We start from the raw sequence: 23,718 nt of genomic DNA on the forward strand, positions 1-23,718 counted from the left end.
CATGAAACGAATCTGTCCGATCAAGAGTCATACAGGTAGAACGGTACATCCTAGACTGTATGGAATGGAGGACGAAAGGATGAAAAAACAGACAGCATGGGTTGTGGCTGCAGCGTTGGGAATCCAGTTGGCGCTGACTGCGTTTCCGGCAGCAATGACAGGAAATGCTGCGGAAGCTTCAAATTTGCAGGTGAACGGCCAGGCCGCTGCCTTGGAAAAAGGCATTGTGCTTCGCGACGGACGGACGTTTGTCGGTGCCCAGGATGCCGCCAGATTGCTGCACGCAGAATGGACGCAAACGGGCAATACGGGTACGTTGAAACTTCGCGAAGATCGAATCCTGACGTTTCAGCTGGATACAGGGGCCGTACAGGTAAATGGCGAGGCGGTCGAGAATGGGGAAGCCGCGTTGCTCACCAATCAGGAAGTGTATCTGCCGTTGCGGTGGATTACCGAAGAAGCCGGGCATGAGATTGTCTGGAACGCTGAGGAAAAGAGTGTGGAAATCGTCGTGACGCAAAAAGAAGGCGGTCTTACCGTACTGACTCCCGATCAACTGACAGCGGAAGAGCAGGCTTTTGTCCAGTCTGTCTATCAAAAGAGGGGCGTTCACCAGCAGGGAGACTTGTTCGTCATCGCGCGCGGTGAATCGGCGAACCCCGGCTATGGTGTAAAGGTGACAGGTACCGAATGGTCATGGGAGCAACTGATCGTTGACGTCAAATGGACAGAGCCGGACCCGGACATGATGTACGCGCAAGTCATTACCTATCCGTACGTGGTCGTGCGAGCGGAATTGCCGCCGTACACGACAGTCCTCTTCCGCGATGCGGATACCAAGAAGCCGCTGTTCGAGACAGGGGAGTAGCTGACAGTCGCTTGCAAGGCGGAGAATGGTTGTGCGTTTCCCCGTGATACAGTATAGTTGAGAGTAGGAAAATGAATTCCTGTGATGGGAGGTGAAGGTACGTGCTAGTAGCCGTTCAGGCATGGTTTGTGGTAGAAATTACCAGTATGACACATGATGCAGGCAACGACGGGACCCGTCTGCCCATTTTTGGTCATACAACTGAACGGAACAATACCAGGCGTACCATACATCCAACGGGAACAGCTCATTCGCATTAGGCGAAACATACGACAGCAGGTCTGTGCATTCTTCGTGCCGGCCTGACTCGCATGATTTTCGTTTCGGATCAAGCTGCAGGTGCATGCCTGCGGCTTTTTTGCGTTCTTCGTTTCCGCTGGACATTCACATTTCATCCATGACAGGGAGGATCTACCCATGATTATCGTAGCGACAAAACAACTGCAAAAATCGTACGGAGCAGACCCGGTTCTGCAAGATGTGACGTTGGAAATAAAGGCCGGAGAGCGGGTCGGTATCGTCGGTCCGAATGGAGCGGGGAAAACGACCTTGTGCAAAATTTTGGCCGGCGTGGAGAGCCCGGATGCAGGTGAGCTGTATCGGGCAAAAGGAAGCGTCTGGGCGTATTTGCCGCAAACGCCGCAGTACGATCCTGCCTGGACGGCAGCGGAAGTGATTGCCGAGGCGTTTTCCGAGGCGAGAGAGGTACAGCGTGCGATGCGGAAGCTGGAGGAGGAGATGGGCAGCGCGGCGGAGTCGACGGTCCAACTGGAGCGATTGATGAAACAGTATCAGGCACTGCAGGAGAGACTGGAACGACTGGACGGCTACAACTGGGAGACGCGGATGGCTCAGGTGACAGAAGGCTTGGGCTTGTCGGAAGCATTTTTGCAAACGCCGTTTTCCCGGCTGAGCGGCGGAGAGAAGACGAAGGTCGGCCTGGCCAGGCTGCTCTGCCAGTCATGCGATGTGCTGCTGCTGGACGAACCGACCAACCATCTCGATGTGCAGGCGATGGAGTGGCTGGAGAGCTATTTGCAAGGTTTTCCGGGAACGGTGCTGATCATTTCCCATGACCGCTATTTTCTCGACGCGGTCGTCACCTCGGTGTACCATCTGGACGGCGGTGAGGCGGAGCAGTACATCGGCAACTACAGCCAGTTCGTCAAGGAGCGCGAGGAGCGGCTCCTGCGCCAATTTGCCGCCTATCAGGAACAGCAGAAGAAGATCAAGAAAATGAAGGAGACGATCAAGCGCCTAAAGGAGTGGGGCAACCGTTCCAATCCGCCCAACGAGGCGTTTCACCGCCGGGCGAAAAGCATGGAAAAGGCGCTGGCGCGCATTGAGCGGATCGAGCGGCCGCGTCTGGAGGCGGACCGGATCGGATTGCATTTTCAACAGGCGGAGCGCAGCGGACAGGATGTGCTGGCAGCCTCATCCGTGCAAAAGGCATACGGCGACAAGGTGCTGTTTGCCGATGCCAGCTTTCTGCTTCGCTACGGGGAGCGCAAGGCATTGCTCGGTCCGAATGGTTGCGGGAAATCGACGCTGGTCAAAATGCTGCTGGGGGAAGCAGAGCCGGATGCGGGGACGGTCGTGATCGGTCCGAGTGTCAAGGTAGGCTACCTCTCCCAGCAAGCGCTGGAGGGAGATCAAAACCGGCGCGTGATCGACGTGTTCCGCGAAGTAGCGCTGGTGCCAGAGGCAGAGGCGCGGCATCTGTTGGCTCGCTTCCTCTTTTATGGCGAGCATGTATTCAAGCGGCTCGGTCAGCTTAGCGGCGGAGAGCGGATGCGGCTTCGCCTGGCGCAGATGATGCATCAGGAAATCAATCTGTTGATCCTCGATGAACCGACCAACCACCTCGACATCGAGTCGCGGGAGACGCTGGAGGAAGCACTGGCCGATTTTCGCGGTACGCTGTTCATCATCTCGCATGACCGCTATTTCCTGCAAAAGATGGTAGACGGGGTACTGTGGGTCGAGGACGGTCGCCTGGTGCATGATCCCGGAAGCTACGAGGAAGCGCGGGAAAAGCAGAAGCAGCGGCTGCTGAAGCGAGGCGCGGGCAAACCGAGCCATGCGCAGGAGGAATTGCCAAAGCGCGAATATCCGCACAAAAAGACAACCGAAAAGCAGACGGAGACGGCGAAGCGACCCAATCCGCTGAAGCTGGCACAACTGGAAGCACAAATCGCCGAACTGGAAGCGAAGCGGGATCAGCAGGTGGCACTTCTCACTGGCAGCGAGGCGGACTACGTGCAATTGCTCGCCTGGCAAGAGGAGCTGGACAGACTGCAGCAGATGATCGATGAAAAATACGCGACCTGGCTGCAGATGCTCGGTGACGACTAAGTGGGAGGCTGGGGGTTAACGCAGGGGAAAAAGCCCCACTTCATATGAAAACGGGGCCGGTATGAGAAGACAAGCGCAGTCCTAGGGGGCGGCATGCTCCACTTTGTTCAAAAAGGCTCTCGTCCGCTGCTGCTTCGTCTGATGGAAGACTTCGTGCGGAGTACCTTCCTCTACGATGACACCGCCATCCATAAAGACGACCCGGTCTGCGACTTCTTCTGCAAATTTCATTTCGTGCGTGACCAGGATCATCGTCATTCCTTCATGGGCCAACTCGCGGATGACGCTTAGCACTTCGCCGACCAATTCCGGGTCGAGAGCGGAGGTCGCTTCGTCGAACAGCATGATTTTCGGTTCCATCGCGAGCGCACGGGCGATGGCCACCCGTTGCTGCTGGCCGCCGGAGAGCTGGCTGGGGTAGTGGTTCATGCGATCTTCCAGTCCGACCTTGCGCAAAAAAGTTTCCGCGATCTGCCTGGCTTTCTCCTTGGGCATTTTGCGAATCGTCACCGGGGCAGCCATCACGTTTTCGATCGCGGTCATGTTCGGAAAGAGATTAAAGCGCTGGAATACCATCCCGATTTGCTGGCGCAGGGAGGCTACGTAGGCCTGGTTCATTTTTCCGTTCGGTTCGGTAAACGCCTTGTTCTCGATGCGAACGACGCCGGAAGTGGGAATCTCCAGGTAGTTGATGCAGCGCAGCAGCGTCGATTTTCCGGAGCCGGAAGGACCGATGATGGCGACTTTTTCTCCTTTTTGGACGGTTAGGTCGATTCCTTTCAATATCTCGTTGTTCCCGAATGACTTGCGCAAGTCTTGAATTTCAATCATGGTCTCAGACATGGCGGCGAGCTCTCCTTTCAAGGATTCTCACAATTTGGCTCAAAGGGAGGCTGATGATGAGGTAAATCAGCGCTGCGATTGTGTACGACTCGATTGTCAGGAAGGTCTGCGAGGCGTAGCTTTGTGTCGTGAGAATGATTTCTCCCAGCGTGACGAAAGCGCACAGGGAAGTATCCTTGACCATCGCGGTAAAGTAATTGCCGATGGGCGGAAGCGAAATCTGAAAGGACTGGGGAATGATGATATGGCGCATCGCCTGGCGGTTGGTGTACCCCAGCGCCTGTGCAGCTTCCATCTGCCCTTTGTCAATGGATTGGATCGAAGAGCGGAACACCTCGGACAAGTAGCAGCCGTAGTTGATGCCAAGCCCCAGTATACTCGCCGTGTACGCGCTGAAATTCATATGAAAACCGGGCATCCACAGCGATCCGATCATGCTGATGATTTCCGGCAGCACGTAATAGACGTAGAGCAGTTGCACGAGCAGGGGTGTGCCGCGCACAATCTCCAAAAAGACGACGAGGATGCTGTTCAGCCATTTTTTCGAAGACAGCCTGCCCAGGGCAATCAGCATGCCTACGGCCAATGCCAGCGCAAATGAAAAAATTACGAGTGTGACAACAATCCATAATGCATCCACCAGCAGGGGAGTCAGTTGTTGAAAAGCAGTTTGAAAGTCTAATCGTATCACCCGTTTCCCTCCTTGACAGTTGATGAGGGAAGTCTCTTGTGAGGAGAGACTTCCCTATCCAGGCTGTAGGCGATTACTCAGCCATGTTGTCTTCTCCCAAGCCGTACTTCTTCAGTACCTCGAGGACGAAGCCTTCTTCTTTGAGTTTGGCCAGCTCTGCATTGACTGCTTCCAGCAGGTCGGTGTCTTCCTTGCGAACGGCGGCTGCAGTCGGTCCATCAAAATGCGCGGTGTACGGGCTGACCATTTTGACGTTCAGGCTCGGGTCGTTCTTGATCGTAAAGGCAGTGACAGCCATGTCGGTGAGTGCAGCGTCAATTTTCTTCGTGTTGATAGCGAGCACAAGCTCTGCCTGCGAGCCAAACACGACCACGTCTTTTACTTTTCCTTCACTCTTCATCTCGTTCAACAGTTCGAGGAAGGTAGTCCCTTTTTGTCCGCCGACTACTTTGTCTGCCAGATCGTCCAGGCCTTTGATGGAGTCGTCGTCTTTTTGCACGATCAACCCGTCAGCCTGTCTGTACCAGAGATCGGTAAAGTTGACGATTTTCTCGCGCTCCGGCTTTACCCACATCGCATCTGCGACAATGTCTCCGTTTTTGTTGTTCAACTCCAGCAGCATGTTCTCGAACTTGACGATTTTCACGTCGACCTTTTCGATTCCCAGGCGCTTGGCGATTTCGGTAATGATCTCGGCGTCAATACCCGTGTATTCCTGTGTTTGCGTGTCGATGTAGGAAAAAGGAGCATCGTTGGAGGTAATTACCGTCAAAACGCCCTTTTCCTTGATTTGGGCCAAGGTTCCTGCCGCTTCCTGGCTGCCCGAAGCGCTTCCGCCCTGTGCCGGAGTAGAGGCTTGTCCGCCGCAGGCAGCGAGCATAAGCGACGACAAAACAGCAATCAGACCGATTTTTAACCCTTTTTTCATGTGAATCGTCCCCCTGTTCTTTTTTTGTATCTATCGTGATCCATTCAGCGTGCCGGTGAGGCGGATTTGTGCTGAACGCTGATGGCCGATCAACCCTTCACGTTCTGTCTGGCGGACGCAATGCTCGGCCAAAACGCGGACGCCTTCCTGCTCGATCCACTGGTGGGTGACCACTTTCAGGAAAGTGCCGACCCAGACTCCGCCGGTGTACTTGGCCGCGCCAAGCGTAGGCAAAATGTGGTTGGTGCCGCACACCTTGTCGGCATAGACGACGGATGCGTTTTCGCCGAGGAACAAGGAGCCGTAGTTGATGAATGCGTGTGCGTGGTCACGGGCGTCCTTGATCTGGACATGCAGGTGCTCGGGAGCGAGATCGTTGGTAACGTCGATGGCTTCTTCCAGCGTATCGGTGACGATCAGTTGGCCTCTGCGTTCCCAGGCAGCGCGTGCCACGCTGGCAGTCGGCAACGTCTGCAACTGTTCTTCCAGTTCGACCAGGACTTGATCCGCCAGCTCCCGGCTGGTCGTCACCAGAATGACCCGCGTGTCGACATCATGTTCAGCCTGTGCCAGCAGGTCGGAGGCGACAAAGGATGCCTTCGCGGTCTCGTCAGCGACGACGAGCACTTCGCTCGGGCCAGCCAGCAAATCGATGCCCACTGTACCTGATACCTGGCGTTTGGCTTCGGTGACAAAACGGTTGCCCGGACCGGTAATTTTGTTCACCGGTGCGATCGACTCCGTGCCGTAGGTCAGGGCGGCAATCGCTTGTGCGCCGCCTACGCGGAAAATTTCGTCGGCTCCTGACAGATGGGCGGCGTACAGCACAGCCGGATGAATCTCGCCGTCTTTGGTCGGCGGCGTACATACGCGGATCGTTTTGACACCCGCTACCTTTGCCGGGATGATCGCCATTTGCGCGGAAGACAGAAGCGGGTACCGTCCGCCCGGCACATAAGCGCCGACCGCTTCGATCGGAATCACTCGCTGCCCGAGAAAGACGCCAGGGATCATTTCTTGTTCAAATTCTGTCAAGGTGCCGCGTTGCGCGACGGCGAATGCCCGGATTCGCTCGATGGAAAACGCCATGTCGTCGAGCAAGGTTTGGGGAAGCAGGCTTTTTGCCTTGCGAATCGCGTCATCGCTCACTTTGAGATCGTCAATTTCGACACCGTCAAATTGCTTCAAGTATTCTTTGAGGGCTTCGTCGCCCTTATCACGAACACGCTTTACAATGGTCGCGACTGTGTTTTCAAGATCGGTTCGCTCCTGAACGGGCAGCTCCGCTTCTTTCTTGATGTACTGGATCATCTGTTATCACCTCATAGGAATGGTAGTCACGCTTCTACAAAGCAAGGAGCATGCCAACATCCAGAAGTAAGGCAAATACGATTATTTCAACAAGTCAGAAAATAAAAAACAGACGGCGATGCAAATATGCACGATTTTTGCTGAAGTTCGATGCAAAAACGGGTCGGTGATTCATTTTTGGGTCACTTGCAGCTTGCGGCTGATCGTGCTCTGGCTGACTCCCAATCTCTTGGCGACCTTTCGCGTGGAGCGAAGCTCTTTCATGTACAGCGAGAGGATGTCTTGCTCGAACATGGAGAGCATGTCTTTGAGCGTACGATGCGGATCAGAGAGCATGCTTTTGAGGTAGTCTGTCTTCGGATCGTCACCGTCTGAGCGGCGCTGTCCCGTATTCAGAATCTCATAGAGCTGTTCGGCGTAAATTACGCTCCCTTCCGAAGTTACAGCCAGCCGCTCCAGCACATTTTCCAGTTCACGCACATTGCCCGGCCAGGAATAGGCGAGCAGGCTCTCAATGGTGGAATGGGAGAGCGTCTTGTTGAAGCCGTATTTGGCATTGAGCCGCTGCATAAACAAAAAAATCATTTCCAGCACGTCTTCCGGACGTTCGGCGAGCGAGGGAATGCTGACCGGCACGACGTTCAAGCGGTAGTAGAGGTCTTTGCGAAAGGTTCCTTCCTCGACCATCTGCTCCAGGTTGCGATTCGTAGCGGTGACAAAACGGACGTCGACGGGAATCGGCTTCCTGCCACCGATGCGCATGACATGCTTGTTTTGGATGACCTGGAGCAGTTTCGTCTGATGCTCCAGCGGCAGCTCTGCGATTTCATCCAAAAACAGGGTGCCTGTATCCGCGGCTTCGAGAAGTCCGATCTTGCCTGTGCTCGACGCTCCCGAAAAGGAACCCGGCTCGTATCCGAACAGCTCGGATTCGAACAGGCTTGCCGGGATCGCCCCGCAGTTGACTTCCACAAACGGACCTTGCTGGCGGCTGCTGATCGTATGCAGCCAGTGTGCCAGCTTGGATTTGCCTACGCCGGATTCCCCCAGGAGCAAGACGCTCGTATCCACTTGCGAGACGCGTTCCAACAACTCCATGGCTTTGACCATCCGCTTGTTTTTGGCGACGAGCGGACTGTTCTTTCCGGCGTCTTTTCGCAATAGCTCGAGTTGGCCGTTGTACTCCTCGATCACCTTTTCCATCTGTTCGATTTGCTGTTTTAACGTGAGAATTTCCGTAATGTCGAGCGAGTTGGAGACGACGCGGATCAGTTTTCCCGATTCATCGAAGACAGGATTGGCTGTCACATGCAAATGCCTGCCGGTGGAGGTAGACTGAATGAGCGTGACAGGACGCTCTTCTCGCAAAACCATGACGGTCGCGGACGGGTAGAAGATTTTCTCTGCTTCCATTTCGTAGACGTTTCGGCCGAGCAGCTTGATTCCTTCCAACCCGTAGTGCCTCTCGCAAGACGGATTGACGCGGATGCAGATGCCTTGGGCGTCTGTGACAAAAATTTCGTCATGGGACGACTGGAAGACCATTTCCAGTTCTCTGATCGTTTCTTGCAGTTCGGATGATTTGTCTGGCGCATGAGGTTCCGTAAACGAGCGATGTTCCATAGTTAGACCACATCCTTTCGTCAAGAAAGCAAAAACGCGTGCGTTTTTCTATTACAAAAATAAGGAATTTTTCGAATTTTTGGAAGTGAATTTTTGTTGTCATCTCATTCGGAAAAGGAAAGGGTCATATCCGACCAGCTGTTGTGACCCTTTCTTTTTTCCGGGGAGGGAGATTACGCTTGCTTTTGTTGCTCAGGCAGACGGTGGTAACGCGTGCGGAACCAGAGCAGGACGATGATCATCAGCACGCCTCCGAGCAGGAACGGTCCGCTGTAGGAAAAGGCGTAGATCGCACCGCCAACCAATGGACCGAGAATACGCCCCAGACTGTCCATCGAGCTGATCGCACCCGTCGTCACGCCCTGGCCAATCGTCGTGCGCTGCGTGATCATGGCCGTGGCCGTGGCGCGGATCATCCCTTGTCCGGCTCCGAACAGGGAGAGGACGAGCGACAGCGCCCAGAAGTTGCCACTGATCGGGATGGTAAAAAAGCCGATTCCGTACAGGCACAAGCCCAGCGTGAGCACACGCGGCTCTCCCAGCCGTTTGACCAGTCTCCCGATCATCCCGCCCTGAACCAATGCCGAGATGATTCCCATGATCAGGAACATGTAGCCGAGGTCCTTGGAGGTGAATCCGTACAAGTCGTTGATGTACAGGGCGAACGTCGTCTCCAGACCGGAGAAGGCAAAGGAGACGATGAACAAGATCCCGTACAACAGGGAGAGCGAGCCGAACAGGGCGGAAAACGGATTGGCTTTCTCCTTTTGCCGCGACGATGTCCGCTTTTCCTTCGGCAGGCTTTCCGGAAGCGCAAACAGGATGACGATAAAGGTGAGGAAAGCGACTCCGCCGGAAGCGAAAAACGGTGCGGCAAAGCCGTAGCCGCTCAGCAATCCGCCAATCACCGGACCGAAGACAAAGCTCAGTCCGATACCGGCACCGACGACGCCCATCCCTTTGGCCCGTTCCTCGGGAGGGAAAAGATCAGCGACCATCGCGTTCACCGTAGGCAGTGCTGCGGCAGAGACGATTCCGCCGAGAATACGGTATACGAGCATTTCAACATAACTGTCCGCCAAACCGAACAGGATAAAGGTAATGGAAAAACCAAACAAGCCAAAGGCGATCAGCGGCTTGCGCCCGATGCGATCCGAGAGTGCTCCCCATAATGGGGCAAAGATCAGCTGCATGACGTTGTAGCTGGCAAACAAGACACCGATTTGAAAAGACGATGCGCCCAGCTCGTCCGCGAACAGGGAAAGGATCGGGATGATAATGCCAAAGCCCAACATGGTGAGAAACGCGACCAGGAACAGGAGGGCAAGGTGCTTCTTATTCACGGAAAATACCTCTTTCCACAGGAGATCGACTGCTTGCTTTTTCCACCTTACGTGAACAAAAGTGTGAAGTCAAGGCACTGCACCGCGCACCAAGGGCTGCCACGTGGTATACTTAGCAAGGAAGAAGAATCGTTCGAAAAGTTGTCAATTCTAGTTCATGGGGTGTTCGTATTGATGTCTACTGCGATGATGTACTACCTGGCCTGGCATGAGGATGACTGGCTGGATGAAATTCTCGACCGGTTTCCCGAGGTGAACGCGGTCGTGCCGACAGCCAAGACGTTTTCCATGCTGGCCGAACAGAGGCGAGCGGGGGAAGTGACGCGCGCTGTGCTCGTGCTCAATGCGGCACAGGAGCAAGAGCGATGCCATGCCTTTTTGCAGCTCTGCATGGCCGATGAACACTTGTCGCGCGATCCGCTGTACATCGTCGGCTTGTCGCCGGAAGAGGAAAAAAGATGGCAAGACGCGTATCCGCATGCGAAAATAATCGTAATTACCGGTTTTGCCGTCGAATTTGACTACGATGCCGTCCTCGACAGGATGGAAATCGATTTGGGGGGAGCGTAATTGAGAAAAGGCCCGCACGAATTCGATTTGAACGCATTTTTGCAACGCTACGGCTTGTTTATTTACACAGGGGACCCCGAGGGGGACATTTTGCTGCTGGAGGATGAAATCCGCGAGCTGTACGAGCTGAATGTGATTGACAAGGACGAGTTCCTGGAGGCGTTGGCAGCAGTCAAAAGCAGGCGCCCCAAAGAGCAGTAGGAGAAAGGCGGGGCGGTCACAGCAAAAAACCGCAGGAGAGCATCCTACGGTCCGCTTTGTCGTGCCTGTCTGCTTTGACGGCAGAAGACGAGCCGCGACAGGCTTCGTTCACACGACGTCCTACCATTTTTCGGACTGCTGCTTTTCTGCCATCTGTTTGCGCAGCTTGTCCCGATTTTTTTTGCGAATCGGCGAGCTTACGACCAGGTAGATCAGCATGCCGAACCCGGCCAGACCGAGAATCACGCCCAATGTCATCGAAATCGTGGGGGACATGACAAGTACCTCCTTTATCATAATTGCACCATGCTTTGCCAACAGGAACTATGCTATAATTGGACAGTCATGTTTTACGAAAAGATTTAGTACATATCAGGGAGGATATTGCGAGATGACGCAGCAAGCATCAGTTGATCAGCTTTCCGTTAACACGATTCGCACATTGGCAATCGACGCCATCGAAAAGGCAAACTCCGGTCACCCGGGCATGCCGATGGGAGCTGCACCGATGGCTCATGTCTTGTGGAGCCGATTTTTGAAAGTAAACCCTGCCAACCCGAGTTGGATTGACCGCGACCGGTTTGTGCTTTCTGCCGGACATGGCTCAATGCTATTATACTCGATGCTGCATCTGATGAAATACGATGTTTCACTGGAAGACCTGCACAACTTCCGTCAATGGGGCAGCAAGACTCCGGGACATCCGGAATTTGGACATACGCCGGGCGTGGATGCGACGACCGGGCCGCTGGGCCAGGGGATTGCCATGGCGGTCGGGATGGCGATGGCGGAAAAGCATCTGGCTGCTACGTACAATCGCGACCAGTTCAATCTGATCGACCATTACACGTACGTCATCTGCGGGGATGGCGACCTGATGGAGGGCGTCTCCAGCGAGGCTTCTTCACTGGCTGCCCACCTGAAACTCGGGAAAATGATCGTCCTGTACGATTCCAACGACATCTCGCTCGACGGCGAGCTGTCCCGCTCTTTCTCGGAAAATGTCGCACAGCGCTACCAGGCTTACGGCTGGCAGTACCTGCGTGTCGAGGACGGCAATGATCTGGCCGCGATCGAAAAGGCAATCGCGGAAGCCAAGCAGGATCTGGAACGTCCGACGCTGATCGAGGTCAAGACGGTCATCGGCTACGGCAGCCCGAACAAAGGCGGCTCCAACGCTTCCCACGGTGCACCGCTGGGCAAAGAGGAAGTCAAGCTGACCAAGCAGAGCTACCAGTGGGATCAGGAAGCCGAGTTCCACGTGCCTGCCGAGGTGACAGAGCTGTACAACGGGCTGGCGCAAGCAGGACAAAAAGCGGAGGCTGCCTGGAGCGAGACGTTTGCGGCGTACGCCAAAGCGTATCCTGAGCTGGCCGAACAGTTCAAAGCCGCTGTCGAAGGCAAGCTGCCTGCCGGATGGGAACAACAGCTTCCGACTTACGAAGCAGGTGCCAAGCTGGCTACGCGTGTCGCTTCCGGCAACGCGATCAACGCACTGGCCAAGTCCATTCCGTTCTTCCTCGGAGGATCGGCTGACCTGGCACATTCCAACAACACCGTAATCAAGGAAGGCGGAGATTTCCTGCCAGGCAACTACGCAGGCCGCAACATCTGGTTTGGTGTGCGGGAGTTTGCGATGGGCGCTGCCTTGAACGGGATGCTTCTGCACGGTGGAGTGAAGGCGTACGGCGGAACTTTCTTAGTCTTCTCCGATTACTTGCGTCCTGCCATCCGTCTGTCTGCCTTGATGAAGCAGCCGGTTGTCTACGTCTTTACCCATGATTCGATCGCAGTCGGCGAAGACGGCCCGACACATGAGCCGATCGAGCAGCTCGCTTCCCTGCGGGCGATGCCAGGGCTGACAATCTTGCGCCCGGCTGATGCCGTAGAGACGAACGAAGCATGGAAATACGCAGTCTCCCGTACAGACGAGCCGGTCGTGCTGGTGCTGACCCGTCAAAACCTGCCTGTGCTTTCCGAAACGCTGGAAAAAGCAGCCGACGGCGTAGCCAAAGGCGGGTACGTCCTGGCTGATGCACCGAGCGGCAAGCCGCAACTGATCCTGATTGCCACCGGTTCGGAAGTATCTTTGGTGATGCAGGCACGGGAAGCGCTGCTCGCTCGCGGTATCGAGACGCGCGTCGTATCGATGCCGAGCTGGAATCTGTTTGAGCGTCAGCCGCAATCGTACCGCGATGGTGTCCTGCCTGCGGACGTAAAAGCGCGCCTGGCTGTAGAGATGGGCTCTCCGCTTGGCTGGGAGCGCTACACAGGCGATGGCGGCAAAGTGCTGGGAATCAACCAGTTCGGCGCCTCTGCACCAGGAGATCGGATCATCAAGGAATACGGCTTTACGGTCGAGAATGTGGTCGCAGAAGCAGAAAAGCTGTTGAAATAAGAAGGAATGAAACGTCAAAAAGCCTATCCTCTGACAAGGGGATAGGCTTTTTCCAGTGACAAACACTTGTTTGTATGGAATGATAGACAATGGCCGGGGAAGAAACTTTTTTCCGATTATACCGTCTATAAGATGTGGGGGAGAGAAAAACCAGGAGGTTAGTTATGGCAACGAAAGCGAAGAAAAAAGTCAGGAAGAAAAACAGCTTGCTGATGATTGCCGTATCATTCATCGTATTTCTGTTCCTGAGCGTGATCGGGGGGTACTTCTCCCTGTTGTACGCAGGGGAGCGGATGATTGAAGAGAACGAAGACAAATTGTTGGACTTGAAAACAGAACCAACTGTTATTTATGACAAGAACGGTAAAGAGATCGCCAAACTGATTCGTGAAAAAAACCGTGAATATAAACCGATTAGCGAGATGCCCCAGTCTTTGATCAATGCCTTTATCGCCGTGGAAGACAAACGATTCTACGAGCACAGGGGAATCGATATGATCCGGATCGGCGGTGCGATTGTCAACGACATTCGCAAGCGCTCGCTGGCGGAGGGCGGAAGTACGATTACGCAGCAGTTGGCGCGCAACGTGTTCCTGACGCTCGACCAGACATTCTGGCGCAAGACGAAAGAGGTCAGCATCGCGATTAGTCTGGAGCGCAAGTACTCGAAGGACCAGATTCTCGAGATGTACCTGAACCGGGTGTATTTGGGAGAAGGCCAGTTTGGCGTAGAAGACGCCGCCCGATACTACACCGGCAAATCGGTGAGTGACCCCAAATTTACCGTAGCGGAAGCGGCGATGCTGGCAGCAATCCCGAAATCGCCCACCAATTACTCTCCTTTCAACGACCCAGAAGGGGCAAAGCTGCGTCGGGACACGATCATCCGTTTGATGGCCGAGCAAGGCTTTATCACCGAAGAGGAAAAAGTAGCTGCCCAGGCCGAACCATTGCCGGTGGAAACCGAGCAGCACGCCAACCGCTCCACGACATCGCTGAAGCCGGGGTATCGCGCGTTTTTTGACTACATGCTCTACGAAGCGCAATCCCGCTACGAGGTGACAGAGGAAGAACTGTACCGCGGCGGTTGGGTCGTGCACACCACCTTGGACATCAAAATGCAGGATGCAATGGTGAAAAACTACGCCGACCCGGCCAACTTCCCGAAGGATGGGGCGGAGCGGAAGGTAGAGTCCTCGATGATTGTCGTCGATGCCAAGAACGGCGGGATCGCCGCCATGAACGGTGGCCGCAATTACGTCGCCAAAGGCTTTAACTACGCGACGCAAATGCAGCGACAGCCCGGTTCGACGTTCAAGCCGCTGGCAGTGTACGCGCCTGCCATGGACCTGGACAGCAAATGGAGAAGCAATTCGCGACTGAGCAACGAGCGGCAGAGCTTTAACGGTTACGAGCCGCGAAATTACGACAACAAGTACAGCAAAACGGTCACCTTGAGCCGTGCCCTGATCGACTCGATGAACGTGCCGGCAGTGTGGCTGCTCAATGAGATTGGCGTCAACAAGAGTCTCGAGTACCTGGAGAAATTCGGGATCGACCTGACTCCTGAGGACCGCAACCTGGCTATTGCTCTGGGCGGATTGAACAAAGGGACCTCGCCGTTGAAAATGGCCCAGGCGTATACGGCATTTGCGAATGGCGGCGTCGTTTCGGAAGCGCACGCGATCAGCAAAATGGTAAATACAAATACAGGTGTCGAGCATGTCTACCAGTTGAAGCAAACGGAAGTGCTCAAGCCTGAGACTGCTTGGGAAGTGCATACGATCCTGGAGAGAGCGGTCAGGGAAGGGACAGGAAGCTCTGCCCGTCTCGCGGGTCGTGCCGTCGCCGGGAAAACGGGGACGACACAGTCGATCGCCGGCGGCAACGACGTGAACAAGGACGCCTGGTTTGTCGGCTATACGCCAGAGTATGTCGGAGCGGTCTGGATGGGCTTTGATCCGGAAGACAAAAACCATCTGATGAGACAGGGCAGCAGCATGACAGCCAAACTGTTCGCCCAAGTGCTCGGCGATGGCCTGGAAGGAGTAAAACCGACGAGCTTCGTTCCGCCATCTGGTGTCAGAACGAATACCCCGGCAGAGGAAGAGGAACCAGAGGAGTCCACTCCTATCAAGCTGGCTGCGGACCTGACGATGGACGACAACAAGTTGAAGGTCGTACTGAGCTGGATTGGCGGCGCGGATGATTACACCTACAATCTGTACCGCATCTCTCCGGATGGCGATCAGCGCTTGATCGCAGGCAGCCTGGAAGACAGAGTGTACGTGGACATATTGGACAGTCCGATCATGTACAAATACGTGGTCGTGCCGCGCACGCGCGATGGCAAGGAAGGGACGCCGTCCAACGTCACCGACATCGATACGAGCACCTTGGAAAACTTGTTGAATGAAGCGGATCAGCATCACGAGGACGGATATGACGCAGATTCGCCTGGGTATGACGGCGGCGGCTTCGGAGACCTGCCTGTAGACGGAGAAGGCAATGGCGGACAGAATTCCAATCCTGGCCAGTCATCGCCAAATGACCCGGCAGGCGGGGCTGGAGAAGCACCGGGAAGAGACTCCTCTGGCAACCCGGAGGAGGAATTCATCCTCCCGCCTGACATTCTCAGCCCGGGCAACGGCACGAATTCCTCCCCTGGAATCGAGCTGCCTCCGCCTCCCGTTCCTTTCCAAAATGGAACAAATGGCTAAGTAACTGTATATGGTAAAGGAAAACAGAGCTATCACACAGTTTCGGCTATTTGCACATCTTTCTCGACGTGGTACAATAACCTATAAATCGGGAGACGGGAGGGATTCGACAATGTCTGACTTCGCAAACAAGGATTTACCCACTTTTTTTAGCGAGCAAATACGACGTGCCAAGGTGAATTTTGAGCGAGCTCTCGACTGTAAGCATACCGATTTTGATGATCTTTACCCATATATGAACGAACAGCCCCAGTTTTTCTGGTATAAGCGCTATGTAGCCTGGTCTGAATTGCTGACCGTAGTTCGCTTGGCCGGTGAGTTGGGGATCGACTGGAAGAACGAGTTCAGCGAGCAGCAGATCGCCTTCATCGAAGGCAAAGTGCTGCAGGGTAAAGTGCTGGATTATTGGAACCCGGAAGTTGAGCAAGAAACGACATATAGCCAAGTGGAAGAGGAAAAATAAAGAAGAGGCGCGTCTCCAACACGGGGATGCGCTTTTTCGTAAGACTGGGATGAGGTGTTTGGAGTCGATGAGCAAATATACCCGTGAGTACACGATCCGGATGAAGGACATCGTGCGGGAGGGAGCGAAAATCCTGCGGAAGGTCACAGACCCGGTACCGCTGCCCCCGCGCGAAGAAGACGTCGAAGAACTCGCCTGCATGCTGCAATATCTCAAGAACAGCCAGGACGAGGAAGTCGCAAGGCGCTACAAATTGCGGCCGGGAGTCGGGTTGTCCGCCAATCAGATCGGTCTCGACAAGTCGATGTTTGCAGCCTATTACACCGATGAAGAAGGGGAGCAGCATGAATATATGCTGATCAACCCGAAAATCGTCAGCCATTCCGTCGCGATGACTTATCTCGAGTCGGGAGAAGGCTGCCTGTCTGTGGACCGTCCCGTCCAGGGCTTTGTCCCGCGCTACCAGAAGATCAAGGTCAAAGCCTACGATCCGCAGGGCAACGAGGTCCTGCTCTCGCTGAAAGGCTACGGGGCTATCGTCTTTCAACATGAGATCGACCACCTGAACGGCATTATGTTTTACGATCACATCAACAAGCAAAACCCGTACGCCCTGCCGCCCAACGTGCCGATCTCGGCGCTTTAGGGAGCGGTTTTTCCAGGGGAAGAGGGAATCAGCACGGTCAAGCGATCGTGCTTTTTCTTTTGGCAGTAGATAGAAATTTCTCTATCGATTGACAATATATGGGTGATAGATTGATAATGGAGACAACCTCTAACAGTCGGTGAGCGAGAATGGATCGAATAGCGGAAGAAATCGGCAAGAGCTTGCGTGATGCCATCGAGCAGGTCCCGTGGGCGATGCCTGTTATCGCGGCAATCGTGATCCTGGGAATCTCTTTGTTTATCCTGATGACGATGGGAAGAATCCAAAAAGGGTCGGAGGTTTCGATTGCGGGAATCGTCACGATCAAGCCAAACGAGACGGTCGAACAGTTGAAGCGGGATTTCGAGAGTCTCAATCAGGATGACAAGCAAAAAACGCAAATACTCAAGCTGCTGAACCAGTTGACAGTCGAGATCGCCAATGTCATTTGCAATGCGACGAATGAAGAATTTTTGGAAATCCGCAAATCGATCTATGAATACCTGCTGCCCGGGATCGGAATCGTGCTCACCAAGCAAAAAGGGAACAACCACAGAGTCGCGATTTTTGTGCAGGACGGGGATACGCTGCGCATTCACCAGGGAATCGGCTACAGCTCGGAGGGAAAAAGGCATTTGCGGCTGGCGATGGACTCGTCGGCAGGGTACACGTTTACTACCGGCGAAATCTATTTTTCCGGCGATGTCTTGACTGCGGGCAACAGGTTCAGGGCGCATCCGAAAGCGACGAAACAGTACCGCTCGCTGATCTGCGTCCCGATCAAATGCGGGGACCATATCCTCGGGGTGCTCAGTGTAGACGGAGAGGAACCCCATTCCTTCACGAAGGACGATGTAGACTACCTGACCTATTTTGCCAACTCACTCTACATACTCTTGCATTTCGAAATGTTTATGGATGTCGTGGTCGAATCGAAGAAAGGCGGTGAAATCGATGGCACGCACGGAAGCGGAAGCTACTAAAAAGAAGAGCGCGTACGAACGCTATCACGAAGGCTCCCTGACCGTCGAACAATTTCTCGATCGATTGCTGAACGGAAAAGAAGGGGACCGCACCAGAAGGCGGATCGAAGAAAGGCATCAAAAGCTGTTTGCGCCACAAGCATCGCGCAAATAGACAAGCTGTTATATTCCAATATCGAAAAATAGTTACGCCCCAATCCGCAAGCGAACGGATTGGGGCGTATGTTTTTACCGGACTGTAACCACAGTGGTCGCAGATCGTCTTTTCTAGCAGATACAGATGACTAGTGCAGCCACCTGTAGACGATCTGGGGCGTCTCTTCTTCCGCTCCCGCTTCCATAATAAACGGGACGGGATTGCTCCAGACAGGACCGGGTGCTGGCAGGGCGGAGATGATTACTTCCGTGCCGAGCGAGACGAGACTGTACAGCTCCTCGACGGCGATATTGAGCAGGCGTACGCAGCCCAGCGAGGCGTAGGTCCCGATGCTGTCAGGGTTGTTCGTGCCGTGGATGGCGTAGCCGTCATCGCGGAAGACCATGCCTCGCGTGCCGAAAATGTTGTCGTGTCCGCGGGGCTTGTTAATTTTTTGCAGGATGGTGTAGTACCCATCTGGAGTTGCATTGTTTTTGCCCAGACCGACCGGATAGCTGCGAATCAGGTGCGGGCCGCTCCGCAGCTCCATCGTGCGGCTCTCCTGGTACAGGTACAACTGCAGCGGCTCCAGAGGCTGTACCGGCTCGGGATAGCCAGGCAGCGGCAATACCTCGCGCATGCTGTCCCAGGCGCGTGTGGACTGGAATCGTTCCGGGTAGTAGACGTAGCGATCCAGCCCCAGCCAGGCGGGCGGAAACGGGATTTGCGGCAGGCTGTTGGCAGGGTAAGCCCCTGCCAGAGCGTCGAGCGTAGCAGGCAGCCCGCCTGTTGCCTGATAGTGGCGGTAGAGCGCATTGCGCAGAGCTACGACATGCTGCATCACGACCTGTTCTCTCGCCAGATTGCCCTGCGCTGTCTGCACGGCAGCATCCTGGCTGTCGCTCTCGGCATGATCGAACCATTGCTCCTGGATCAGCGTACGGGTAGCCGGATTGTAGTGGAACAGCGCGCGCACTTTTTGCGGCCGGTAAAACGGCAAATGGGTAAACAAGGGCGTACCCGGCACTTCCGGTACGATCAGCAGCGTATACGGCTGGTTCAGTCCGGGTCGCCTCGTCTCCAGGTAGCGTTTCACCTGGTCGCGCAATTCTGCTGTACCCAGCGATGATGGAACGGCGATCACCTCTACGTGCGGCTGCTGCTCGACAGCTTGTACGCCGGTCGACGCGGCTGCTGGCGGATCGGGATCGCGTATTCCGGTCGCAGGTGCTTCGGTTGCTCCGGTCGCAGGTTCAGCAGCCGGGAGCGGAGAGTTGAGCAAGCCAGGCAAAAGGGCAAACTGAAGATAGAGAAACAATGCGGATGCCACGAGCAGCCGCGCCCGTTTTTGCCACCCATCCCGGCGGCGCTCCCGAAGCAGATCCTGATAGGCATCGCGCGCACTCTCGGCGTACGGGTCCGAGCGGAGAACCATTGCCCGACGATGTGCCGCAAGCGCCTGTTCGACGTCACCGCGCGCTTGCCATTCCCGCCCGAGATGGTACCAGCCAATCGATTCATCGGGGTATTGCTGGGTGTACCATTTATAAAAAGCGAGATCGCTATGCTCAGGGTGTTTCATATGGAACGAGCTTTTTTCCTGAAGAAAGGAAAGCTTTGACACCAAAAATCCCTCCTCTATGGGTGTATCGACAAGAATGGAAAATGAATGTAGGTGCCAACGAATATTTTTTCAAATATTTTTTTCCCAACCTGTCACAAAACGAAAGGCGGCGGTTTCTATATGGTGAACGAAGCGAAAGGAGGGAAACAGGTGGAGGCACAGGCAAATTTGGCGATTCGCTCCTACAGGACAGAAAAAGAGCTGGAAAGCTTCCATGAGTTGTTTACAGCCTACTATCCGTTTGTCGTCCGTCAAATCACGCGGATCGTCAAGGACCAGCAAATCGCTGAGGACCTTGCCCAAGACGTCTTTCTCTCGTTTTATCACACGGATCGTACCGTGATTGACCATATTCCCGCCTGGCTGTCCAAGGCATCTCTGTATGCGGCGTACAATTACGTGCGGTCGGAAAAACGGAGAAACAGGCGGGAGGAACGAGTCGCTTCCGAGCAAACGCTGGCTATCCCTTCTTCCGAGCAGACCTGGCTTGCGCAAAGCGAAATCGACCAGGTGCGTGATGTCCTGGCCGAGCTGGACGAACGGGAGCGTACGCTCTTGTTGATGAAATTCTCCGGGTATGCCTACACCGAGCTGGCCAAAGCCACCGGGGTAGAGACGGGTTCGGTAGGGACGATACTGGCTCGGGCGAAGAAAAAATTTCGCAGCATCTACATGCGGATGAGGGGGGAAGCGGAATGATGTGCAGAGAGGAAGGATTTATCCAGGCGTATCTGGACGGTGAGTGTGGGGCAGAAGAGGGTGAGCGTTTCACTGAGCATCTTCACTCCTGCGAATCGTGCCAACAAAAGCTGGATGAGTTGGCACGACTGGAGGCGTGGAGCAAAGAAAAGCTGGATGAGATGCTGTCCACACCAACTGCTCCGCTGCGAGTCGATGCGGACGCTGCCTGGCAGCGCTTTTCCGAGAAGATTGGCTCCAGCAAGAAGACGGTAACGATGCAAGCATTTAACAAAAATCAAGCAACGGAAAAAAGGGGTTGGAAAGCTATGAAAAAACAGACGAGACGATGGGTAATGGGCATGTCGGCAGCGGCAGTAGTGGCTGTATCGCTTTCGTTTCCGCAAGTGCAGGCAGCAGCGAGCGATCTTTTGTCCATCTTCCGCGTAAATAAAGTGGAATTTGTCAAATTGAGCGAAGAGGATTTGCGGCAAGCGGAATACTGGATTTCCCGCGCTGAAGGCGGCGAATTCGATCTGAACGGAATCGGCAAGGTGTGGATCGACGAGAACGACCAGGCCGAGCAGAGAAGCGTATGGTACGACAGTGTGGAAGAAGCGGAGCAGGCTGGCGTGAAGCTGCCGGTATTGCCGGATGGAGTCAAGGTAACAGGTGTGGATGTCGTCGACGCCTTTACGATTTACATGGAACTGGATGTAGAGAAGGCCAACCAGCTTTTCGCACAGTTGCAAATGAAGGAACGATTTGACGAGGGATTGAACGGGGAGCGCTTCTCGATGCACGTGCCTGAGAGTATGAGCCTGTCGATTACGGAAGGCGACAACCACTTCAACTACCAGATCGTAGGTGCGCTGCAGCTCGAAGCACCGGAGGGTGTAGACCTGGACAATCTGCGAGAGACTGTACTCGCGCTGCCATTTATCCCCGACAACGTGAAAAAGCAAATGCTCGCGATCGACAACTGGCAGCAAACTCTTCCTATTCCGTACGTGGAGTCGGATGACAACCGCGTGAAGGAAGTCAAGGTCGGCGGCAACAAAGGACTGCTGTTCAGCAGCGATCATCGGACCAACCTGGTGTGGCAGGAAAATGGCACGCTGCATTACGTAGACGGTTATGAAGTGAAGGAAGAGCAGATTCTGAATCTGGTCGAAAAGCTGAAACAATAAGGAAGAAGCCTTGCAGAGCAGCCCGTCCGTGGCTAGCTCTGCTTTCTCCCGTTTCGGAAATGGAGGAAGACAATCATGGCAGAACACGTAATGGAAACCTGGAATCTGTCCAAACAATACAACGGGAAGGGCGGATGCAAGGAGATTACCTTGCAGGTCCCGCGCGGCTCCGTATTCGGCTTTTTGGGCCAGAATGGAGCAGGCAAAAGCACCTTCGTCCGGACGATGCTGGGTTTGATTCATCCCACAGGAGGGAGTGCGACGATGCTGGGCCACCCGATCGGCTCGGTGGAATCCCGCAAAAAGGTAGGGTATTTGCCCGAGCTGTTTCGCTACCCGGACTGGCTGACGGGCCTTCAACTGCTGGAGCATCACGCCGAAATATGCGGATTGGCCCGCACTGAGCGAAAACAGGTCATCCGCAATGTACTGGAACGTGTCGGACTGGCGGGGCGGGAGCGGGAACGCATCCGCGGCTATTCCAAAGGGATGCAGCAGCGGATTGGCCTGGCTTGTGCGCTGCTCTCCGACCCGGAGCTGATCTTTTTGGATGAGCCGACCTCGGCACTCGACCCGATCGGGCGAAAAGAAGTGCGCGAGCTGATTGCCGCGCTGCGCGACCAGGGCAAAACGATTTTTCTCAACAGCCATTTGCTCAGCGAAATGGAGACGGTCTGCGACTATGTGGGGATCATTCACCGCTCAGAGCTGGTTGTACAGGGGGAGTGGCGCAAGCTGAGCACGGTCAAGCCGCAAGTGGAGCTGACGCTGCAATCGTCGGCAGGGCTTGTTCCGGAATGGCCGGAATTCGTCACCGAGGTGCAACTGTTGCGCGAGCAGGACGGACAAGGGGTATGGCTGGTCACGCTTGACCGCGACGGACGTGTGCCCGCTTTGCTGGAGGCGCTCATTGCCAGAGGTGTCGCTGTACATGAGGCAGTGCGCAAGCAGCCGTCGCTGGAAGAAGTCTTTTTGCACTGGATCAAGCAGAAGGAGGGGGAATGACATGTGGCCAATTATGAAAATCACCTTTCGCGAGATGGTATCGAAGCGGATTTTTACGATTACCATCCTGATGTCGCTCGCCTTCCTGCTGTTTTTTGGACTGGCGACCTGGTTTATGGCACGGGAAGTGGCGGCTAACTCGACTGGCAATATCGTCGACTTTCAGTTGACGAAGGCGTTGTTCTCGACCCAACTGCTCGGCATGGGCTTGTACTTCGGGTCCTTTATTACCGCACTGTTGGCTATTTTGAGCAGCGTCGGCAGCATTTCCTCGGAAGTGGACAGTCACCAGATCGACACCTGGCTGGCCCGGGCGATGCCGCGCCGGACGTACTTGCTGGGCAAATTTTTCGGTCTCGCCGGCTTGCTTGCCATCTATGCCATCCTGATGTTTACAGGCTTGATCGCGATCAACCAGTGGATGAGCGGAGGGGTGATGGCTGTCCAACTGACGACGGGGCAAGTGCTGAGCGGAATGGGCTATTTCGCTTTGCTGCCGATCATTCTCGTATGTGTGTCGCTGCTTATGAGCAGTTTCACATCGACGGTAACAGGTGGGATCGTCCTGATCATTTTGTATGGAATCGGATTTATCGGCGGCTTTGTAGAGCAGTTGGGTACGCTGATCGAACAGCAGGCGATGATCAATATCGGCATTATATCCAGCCTGATCTTCCCTACAGACTCGCTGTTTCGCCAGGTGACCGTCTCGCTGTTTGAATCCGTAGACAACCCGCTGTCCTTTGCCACCCAAGGGATATTCGGCACCACGTCGCCACCGAGCCAGGCGATGATCTACTACACGATCTTGTACGGAGCGGCAGCACTGCTTCTGGCGATGCGGATTTTTCAAAAACGCGATGTATAAACGATAAACAAACAGAGAACGGCGATCATTCCTGCCGCTCTCTGTTTTTTGTTTTGCATCTGTGCCGATCAGCCAATACGTATGGCGCCGTCTTCATTCAGTAGTACAGACTTTCGCTCAACAAGCATTTTACGCATGTGCGGGACAAGGGCGATTCATCGAATTGGTGGTCGCATGCTTGCTGCAGCGCAGCCAGACGTCTTTTGTATTCGTCCATCGCCGCTTGCAGACGCTCGATTTCTTTTTGGATGAACATCGCTTCTTCCACGAACGA

Annotated in this window: 23 protein-coding genes; 14 read left to right on the top strand and 9 right to left on the bottom strand. The window is 54.7% G+C overall.

From position 1 onward, the window contains the following. Positions 1-79: 79 nt before the first annotated feature. Together ACAF76_RS05005 and abc-f are read left to right on the top strand one after the other, a co-directional pair. Positions 80-868, top strand: a complete 789-nt coding sequence (locus ACAF76_RS05005; RefSeq protein ID WP_400162805.1) for a stalk domain-containing protein — start codon at positions 80-82, stop codon at positions 866-868. Between the two features lie 417 nt (positions 869-1,285). Next, positions 1,286-3,223 (top strand): ribosomal protection-like ABC-F family protein, encoded by a 1,938-nt coding sequence (gene abc-f / locus ACAF76_RS05010; RefSeq protein ID WP_400162806.1) that lies wholly within the window; start codon positions 1,286-1,288, stop codon positions 3,221-3,223. A gap of 81 nt (positions 3,224-3,304) precedes the next feature. On the opposite strand, the gene ACAF76_RS05015 is transcribed toward abc-f, so the two are convergent. The 6 genes from ACAF76_RS05015 to ACAF76_RS05040 form a co-directional block, all read right to left on the bottom strand. Next, on the bottom strand, positions 3,305-4,054 hold the full coding sequence (locus ACAF76_RS05015; RefSeq protein WP_400162869.1) for an amino acid ABC transporter ATP-binding protein: 750 nt from the start codon (positions 4,052-4,054) through the stop codon (positions 3,305-3,307). 4 nt (positions 4,055-4,058) lie between these two features. Beyond that, positions 4,059-4,757, bottom strand: coding sequence for an amino acid ABC transporter permease (locus ACAF76_RS05020; RefSeq protein ID WP_400162807.1), 699 nt, complete (start codon positions 4,755-4,757; stop codon positions 4,059-4,061). A gap of 73 nt (positions 4,758-4,830) precedes the next feature. Further along, positions 4,831-5,685, bottom strand: coding sequence for a substrate-binding periplasmic protein (locus ACAF76_RS05025; protein ID WP_400162808.1), 855 nt, complete (start codon positions 5,683-5,685; stop codon positions 4,831-4,833). Positions 5,686-5,715: 30 nt separating this feature from the next. Further along, positions 5,716-6,996, bottom strand: a complete 1,281-nt coding sequence (gene hisD / locus ACAF76_RS05030; RefSeq protein WP_400162809.1) for a histidinol dehydrogenase — start codon at positions 6,994-6,996, stop codon at positions 5,716-5,718. 171 nt (positions 6,997-7,167) lie between these two features. Then, entirely contained in the window at positions 7,168-8,619 is a 1,452-nt protein-coding gene (locus tag ACAF76_RS05035; protein WP_400162810.1) for a sigma-54 interaction domain-containing protein, read from the bottom strand. A 173-nt stretch (positions 8,620-8,792) separates the two neighbouring features. Then, positions 8,793-9,983, bottom strand: a complete 1,191-nt coding sequence (locus ACAF76_RS05040; protein ID WP_400162870.1) for an MFS transporter — start codon at positions 9,981-9,983, stop codon at positions 8,793-8,795. Positions 9,984-10,136: 153 nt separating this feature from the next. Between ACAF76_RS05040 and ACAF76_RS05045 the strand changes: the two genes are divergently transcribed. Next, a complete protein-coding gene (locus ACAF76_RS05045) occupies positions 10,137-10,532 on the top strand; it encodes a hypothetical protein (RefSeq protein ID WP_400162811.1) in 396 nt (131 codons plus the stop codon). After that, positions 10,533-10,733 (top strand): YqgQ family protein, encoded by a 201-nt coding sequence (locus ACAF76_RS05050; RefSeq protein WP_400162812.1) that lies wholly within the window; start codon positions 10,533-10,535, stop codon positions 10,731-10,733. A gap of 120 nt (positions 10,734-10,853) precedes the next feature. Here ACAF76_RS05050 and ACAF76_RS05055 read toward each other — a convergent pair whose 3' ends face one another. Next, positions 10,854-11,009, bottom strand: a complete 156-nt coding sequence (locus tag ACAF76_RS05055; protein WP_400162813.1) for a hypothetical protein — start codon at positions 11,007-11,009, stop codon at positions 10,854-10,856. A 115-nt stretch (positions 11,010-11,124) separates the two neighbouring features. Here ACAF76_RS05055 and tkt point away from each other — a divergent pair, with 115 nt between their 5' ends. From tkt to ACAF76_RS05085, 6 genes are all read left to right on the top strand, one after another. Continuing rightward, a complete protein-coding gene (tkt, locus tag ACAF76_RS05060) occupies positions 11,125-13,131 on the top strand; it encodes a transketolase (protein WP_400162814.1) in 2,007 nt (668 codons plus the stop codon). Positions 13,132-13,295: 164 nt separating this feature from the next. Further along, positions 13,296-15,851, top strand: a complete 2,556-nt coding sequence (locus ACAF76_RS05065; RefSeq protein ID WP_400162815.1) for a PBP1A family penicillin-binding protein — start codon at positions 13,296-13,298, stop codon at positions 15,849-15,851. 112 nt (positions 15,852-15,963) lie between these two features. Next, on the top strand, positions 15,964-16,314 hold the full coding sequence (locus ACAF76_RS05070; protein WP_400162816.1) for a hypothetical protein: 351 nt from the start codon (positions 15,964-15,966) through the stop codon (positions 16,312-16,314). A 67-nt stretch (positions 16,315-16,381) separates the two neighbouring features. Beyond that, the gene (gene def, locus ACAF76_RS05075) at positions 16,382-16,960 is read left to right on the top strand and encodes a peptide deformylase (RefSeq protein ID WP_400162817.1); all 579 of its coding nucleotides are present in this window, start codon (positions 16,382-16,384) and stop codon (positions 16,958-16,960) included. A 149-nt stretch (positions 16,961-17,109) separates the two neighbouring features. Continuing rightward, entirely contained in the window at positions 17,110-17,943 is an 834-nt protein-coding gene (locus ACAF76_RS05080) for a GAF domain-containing protein (RefSeq protein WP_400162818.1), read from the top strand. Next, the gene (locus ACAF76_RS05085; protein WP_400162819.1) at positions 17,915-18,097 is read left to right on the top strand and encodes a hypothetical protein; all 183 of its coding nucleotides are present in this window, start codon (positions 17,915-17,917) and stop codon (positions 18,095-18,097) included. Before ACAF76_RS05080 ends, ACAF76_RS05085 begins: the two co-directional genes overlap by 29 nt. Before the next feature lie 130 nt (positions 18,098-18,227). Here the strand turns inward: ACAF76_RS05085 and ACAF76_RS05090 are convergent, their stop codons facing one another. Beyond that, on the bottom strand, positions 18,228-19,703 hold the full coding sequence (locus ACAF76_RS05090; RefSeq protein WP_400162820.1) for a L,D-transpeptidase family protein: 1,476 nt from the start codon (positions 19,701-19,703) through the stop codon (positions 18,228-18,230). Between the two features lie 150 nt (positions 19,704-19,853). Here ACAF76_RS05090 and ACAF76_RS05095 point away from each other — a divergent pair, with 150 nt between their 5' ends. The 4 genes from ACAF76_RS05095 to ACAF76_RS05110 all read left to right on the top strand — a co-directional run bounded on the left by ACAF76_RS05095 (position 19,854) and on the right by ACAF76_RS05110 (position 23,444). Beyond that, complete coding sequence (locus ACAF76_RS05095; RefSeq protein ID WP_400162821.1) at positions 19,854-20,402, top strand: RNA polymerase sigma factor SigX; 549 nt, start codon at positions 19,854-19,856, stop codon at positions 20,400-20,402. Further along, positions 20,399-21,571, top strand: a complete 1,173-nt coding sequence (locus tag ACAF76_RS05100) for an anti-sigma factor family protein (protein ID WP_400162822.1) — start codon at positions 20,399-20,401, stop codon at positions 21,569-21,571. Before ACAF76_RS05095 ends, ACAF76_RS05100 begins: the two co-directional genes overlap by 4 nt. 75 nt (positions 21,572-21,646) lie before the next feature. Beyond that, positions 21,647-22,576: an ABC transporter ATP-binding protein gene (locus tag ACAF76_RS05105; protein ID WP_400162823.1), complete on the top strand. Its 930-nt coding sequence runs from the start codon at positions 21,647-21,649 to the stop codon at positions 22,574-22,576. Position 22,577: 1 nt separating this feature from the next. After that, a complete protein-coding gene (locus ACAF76_RS05110) occupies positions 22,578-23,444 on the top strand; it encodes an ABC transporter permease (RefSeq protein WP_400162824.1) in 867 nt (288 codons plus the stop codon). Between the two features lie 97 nt (positions 23,445-23,541). Here ACAF76_RS05110 and ACAF76_RS05115 read toward each other — a convergent pair whose 3' ends face one another. Beyond that, entirely contained in the window at positions 23,542-23,712 is a 171-nt protein-coding gene (locus tag ACAF76_RS05115) for a hypothetical protein (protein WP_400162825.1), read from the bottom strand. Positions 23,713-23,718: the final 6 nt, after the last annotated feature.

This window comes from Brevibacillus sp. TJ4 (genome assembly GCF_044627595.2).
GTDB lineage: Bacteria > Bacillota > Bacilli > Brevibacillales > Brevibacillaceae > Brevibacillus.